The 4,166-nt window shown below is 41.3% G+C and carries 7 protein-coding genes; 3 read left to right on the top strand and 4 right to left on the bottom strand.

The features are described 5' to 3' along the window. Positions 1-172 precede the first annotated feature (172 nt). Positions 173-574: a GNAT family N-acetyltransferase gene (locus H6G26_RS39355; protein WP_242054336.1), complete on the bottom strand. Its 402-nt coding sequence runs from the start codon at positions 572-574 to the stop codon at positions 173-175. Between the two features lie 352 nt (positions 575-926). Then, positions 927-1,559 (bottom strand): ABATE domain-containing protein, encoded by a 633-nt coding sequence (locus H6G26_RS39350; RefSeq protein ID WP_190737269.1) that lies wholly within the window; start codon positions 1,557-1,559, stop codon positions 927-929. A 107-nt stretch (positions 1,560-1,666) separates the two neighbouring features. On the opposite strand from H6G26_RS39350, the gene H6G26_RS39345 reads away from it, so the two are divergent. Together H6G26_RS39345 and H6G26_RS39340 are read left to right on the top strand one after the other, a co-directional pair. Continuing rightward, positions 1,667-2,632: a DMT family transporter gene (locus tag H6G26_RS39345; protein ID WP_190737262.1), complete on the top strand. Its 966-nt coding sequence runs from the start codon at positions 1,667-1,669 to the stop codon at positions 2,630-2,632. Between the two features lie 21 nt (positions 2,633-2,653). Further along, positions 2,654-3,124: an arginase family protein gene (locus H6G26_RS39340; protein ID WP_190737259.1), complete on the top strand. Its 471-nt coding sequence runs from the start codon at positions 2,654-2,656 to the stop codon at positions 3,122-3,124. Positions 3,125-3,216: 92 nt separating this feature from the next. On the opposite strand, the gene H6G26_RS43580 is transcribed toward H6G26_RS39340, so the two are convergent. Together H6G26_RS43580 and H6G26_RS43575 are read right to left on the bottom strand one after the other, a co-directional pair. After that, on the bottom strand, positions 3,217-3,468 hold the full coding sequence (locus tag H6G26_RS43580; protein ID WP_242054335.1) for a transposase family protein: 252 nt from the start codon (positions 3,466-3,468) through the stop codon (positions 3,217-3,219). A 15-nt stretch (positions 3,469-3,483) separates the two neighbouring features. Continuing rightward, complete coding sequence (locus H6G26_RS43575; protein ID WP_347242595.1) at positions 3,484-3,591, bottom strand: transposase family protein; 108 nt, start codon at positions 3,589-3,591, stop codon at positions 3,484-3,486. A gap of 331 nt (positions 3,592-3,922) precedes the next feature. Here H6G26_RS43575 and H6G26_RS39330 point away from each other — a divergent pair, with 331 nt between their 5' ends. Then, complete coding sequence (locus H6G26_RS39330; RefSeq protein WP_190737257.1) at positions 3,923-4,063, top strand: hypothetical protein; 141 nt, start codon at positions 3,923-3,925, stop codon at positions 4,061-4,063. Positions 4,064-4,166 lie beyond the last annotated feature (103 nt).

The raw sequence follows: 4,166 nt of genomic DNA, 5'->3' as shown, positions 1-4,166 counted from the left end.
GAATGGCACTAAGAAAAGCGCAAATGTATTATTTACAAGGGTTTCATCACTTTGGAAAAACGTAGGCTAATGAAGCAGCGATCGCAAACTGAGGGTTGTAGATTATTCTGATTCCCGACCTTAAAACTATTATTTTTCTAAACCCTTTGCCAGGCAAGTATTTCAGCTTTTCTTAGTGCCATTCGTATCCAAGCTTTTGATAAAACTCCGGTGCTTGAAAGCTAAACGTATCTAAATAGGCATATTGACAACCTCGCTTAATAGCTTCCTGCTCCGCAGTAGCTAGAAGGGAGATACCGTAACCTCCTCCTCGATAAGATTCATGTATCCAAAAAACATCAACATATAGCCACTGCCAATACGTTGACCCAATTAACCCACCGATTAAGTTCTCATCTGCATTTCGTAAGAAAACAGCTAATTGCCGAAAATTGCCCTCACCAGCACAACGGCTATTGAATTGGATCAGTTGTTGAACAATGAATTCAGTCTCATCAAGTTTTGGTTCTTCAGCTATCTCGATTTTGAATTGTGGCTTCATTGCAGCATCTAGTGTGAGCAAAACTTTCCCCATTGTAGAATCAGCAGTGATCGCCTCACCGACAGATTAAAAACACGTTCCATCGCCACTTCAAGATAATTAGCCCTCTTATGTCACTATAACAATAGTATAATAATATACAAGCTGTAGAGAGAAGACACAGAGTATAGTAGAGCCTTGGCCACCTGTAAAAACCGTCAAATTTGTAGATGAATATTGCTTGTGGTATAAAAAGTCAGGGTTAGCGCGTCTCAAACCTCATTGACCTGTGAGTTTCGGTGGATCATACTCATCCAAGACAGGCTTAAGTTTATGCCAGAGATCATTTGAGACTTTCTAAATCGTTTCTAAAGGTCTTTTGTCTAACTGCATACTGCCATCTGTACTACTCTTTACTTCGTTCATAATGCCGCCGAGCTTTTGCTCGATTACCGCAGTCTTCCATGTCACACCAACGCCGACTGCGATTGCGGCTCATGTCCAAGAACACCCAACCACAATCCGTTCCTGCACACTCTCGCACGCGGTTGAGATTTGAATTGGTGAGCAGTTCAGAGGCAGACCTAATGATTTGCCAAAGGATGTATTCGAGGTGGTGAGAATCGTTCCAGCTCCAGACAAACTGCTTTTCTGTAAACACGAGCTGCAAATGAGTGTGCGTTTGAATCAACATTGAATTGAATTGTGCTATATCTTGCGCTTGAGGCGATTGGCGAGCAGAAATCGCAGAGAAAATACGATAGAGGGTTTCTCGCAATTCGATTGCCAGATCAAAGATGGCATTAGCCCGCTTTCGCTGCTGCTGTGCCTTTTGGAGTAGATGTTTGGCTTGTTGAACAGTCAGAGTTTGAGTCTGTCGCCCCCAAACAACTAAATCCGAATACTCAGTCAACCACTCGTGTGAATAGCCATTGGTTTCGCGGTCAACGGTATTTACGAAATCTAGGCACAAGCGCCCGCCTATCAGTTTTAGATGATCCCAATCTCGATTAAACAATTCACTTGACGCTCCATTCATATTGAATACTCTACCACCAAAGATAGATTTGCAGGTTAGAAAAATCCCATACTATAACCAGTGTAATCAATATTGAAGGTTAGTTGCACAGACTAACTTCCTAAATCATGCAGTTAAATCCGGCTTTGAGCTTACCCAATAGAAGTAAAGCTGTTCTGATGATGATTCTGTCTGCAATCTGCTGGGGGCTTGGTACAGTCATGAGTAAAATGGTGCTCACTTACTTGCCTCCGCTCACGGTGTTAGTCGTACAACTGGCTGGCAGTGTGACATTTTTGTGGGCAATTACATTAATTCAACAGCCCTGGAAGCGAGTGTATTGGCATCAACTTGCGCCGCCAACACTGTTAAAGTTGGGATTTCCTGGGTTACTAGAACCTGCTTTGTCGTACAGCTTAGGCTTAACTGGGTTAGCAATGACCACAGCCAGTAATGCCTCATTAATTAACGCCACTGAACCGATGATGGCTTTGGGATTGGCATGGGTGTTCTTGAGAGAAAGGATTTGCTTTGTATTACTGATACTGATGGGGATGGCAATTGGGGGTGTACTACTAACTGTCGGTGTGGATGTACATTTAGGTGTTCGCTTGGGAATAGGCGATCTTTTGCTTGTAGTCGGCACATTTTCTGGAGCTTTATATGCCGTGCTATCACAAGCTGGAGTTCGCATTGTTAATCCGGTGTTGCTGGCTGCAATCCAGCAAAGCTTCGGTTTAATTGGGGTCACGTTAGTGTGGATCAGTTTTACACAGATAAACGTTAAGACGTTAACGGCTATCAATCCTGTTATTTTGGCACTCATAGTTGTATCAGGCATTATTCAGTACGCACTGGGGTTTTGGCTGTATTTGCAGGCAATTAAAACGATTAGAGTGAGCATTGCGGCTCAGTTTCTATCGCTGATTCCGATATTTGGTGTGGGTGGTGCTTATTTGTTTCTGGGTGAACGACTCTCCTTACTACAAGGATTGGGAATGCTGCTTGTCGTCGGAGCTATTGCAGGAATTGCTCAATACCAGCGTCAATCTCAATCTGATGAACGTAATTTATTGTCAACTCAACATCATTGAAGGAGTATGAAGATAAATCGATTGTCCAAGTTCTCAATCATTGAAGCGCCTTCTATTTTAGGTTTGAAGCCATCGGGGGTTGAATTGCTGCCTTACGCACTCCGCAACGCAGGATTTCATCAGCAGTTAGATGCCGATTACGAGGGTTATGTTACTCCGCCAGCATTCAATTCGCAACGCGATCCACAAACCCAAGTTCTCAATTTGGCTGAAATTAAAACTTACTCACAGTTGCTGGCTGAGGTTGTGGAATCAGTTGTACAATCGAATCGTTTTCCGATTGTGTTAGGCGGTGACTGTAGCATTTTAATTGGTAATATGCTGGCATTGCGTCGGCTTGGACATTATGGATTATTCTTCATTGATGGTCACGCTGATTTTTACCAACCCTCAGCCGCCGCAGGAATTGCAGAAGCCTCATCGATGGATTTAGCGATTGTCACGGGCTACGGTCCAGAACATCTTACTAATATTAGACTTGTCGCTAAATAGGGCTTGCTGAAAAAGTCATAAAAAAGCAATTTTAAGGGTTGACTAGTTATTCAGACCCAGTCAAGCATAAGTTTTTGTTGACTATCAATACTTCAAGTATAAAGTGTAATTATATTAGACCGGAAAAAAGGTGTGGCAACGATATTGCTAGCATCAGGTAAAATAATCATTTGAGTTTTGAATGTATGATTACTCTTCTTACCTGAAAAATATTTCTTTTGTTCATCATGGTCTCCAGGTCTTTCTCTGACTTGCTCATAGCTATCTACTATTAATTCATACTCTGTGAGTATTTCTTTTACTACTTCATAGTCAGAAGCGTTTTTTTTTACTTGTTCAAGCAAACTAGATGGTAGTAATTATCGCAAGTTAGGCAACCAATAGTTAAATGTATCATTGGCGGTAGACTCGCTTACTTCAAACTGAATACCTAGAAGTTGGAAGGTTGTTAGATGCCGGAGATACACCAAAGTTAAAATAATTTGTTCGGGAATAGGTAATTTTGGTTTCCGGCCTCCTCCACCAGCAATAATTCTAACTTTCTTAGATTCTAGTGAAGCTTGTTTTTCATGATATAAACGTTCCGCATTTAGAATTAATTGCTGTAACTGTTCATATTCCAGCCCTATTAACCTTTGTGTTTGTTTAGGATTCTCTTAAATGTAATTCAGTATATTGCTCATGCTCTTGTGCCAAAATTACTCTTTAATGTTCTTGTATCACAGAATGATACTATTTTGGAGATGTCTCTTGGGCTGGAGAAATTGTCTATTTTTCTAAACAATCAGGAGTTTCATTATGAAGCCAGGACAGTACTTTACTCGCATTATCGGCATCATCTTTACTGTGATTGGTGTCATGGGGTTTATTGCAGCTTTTAAAACAGCGCCTGCAACTACACCTCATGTGGCTGGCAGGGCAAACGCATCTAAATATTGACGAGCCTGAATCAGTATGAAATACACCAAGACTCAAACTACATAAGGCTTTGAGGAAATTAAATCTCACTCAATATTAAAATGATAATCATTGTGAGGGGGAG

The organism is Nostoc sp. FACHB-888 (assembly GCF_014696655.1).
Lineage (GTDB): Bacteria > Cyanobacteriota > Cyanobacteriia > Cyanobacteriales > Nostocaceae > Nostoc.
Note: the sequence above shows the minus strand (reverse complement) of the source record. Positions and strands in the feature narration are given on the sequence as shown.

What these genes read in the sequence shown, in the direction of transcription:
- H6G26_RS39350 (WP_190737269.1), bottom strand. Translation starts at nt 1,559, where the DNA reads ATGAATGGAGCGTCAAGTGAATTGTTTAATCGAGATTGGGATCATCTA.
- H6G26_RS39355 (WP_242054336.1), bottom strand. Translation starts at nt 574, where the DNA reads ATGGGGAAAGTTTTGCTCACACTAGATGCTGCAATGAAGCCACAATTC.
- H6G26_RS39345 (WP_190737262.1), top strand. Translation starts at nt 1,667, where the DNA reads ATGCAGTTAAATCCGGCTTTGAGCTTACCCAATAGAAGTAAAGCTGTT.
- H6G26_RS39330 (WP_190737257.1), top strand. Translation starts at nt 3,923, where the DNA reads ATGAAGCCAGGACAGTACTTTACTCGCATTATCGGCATCATCTTTACT.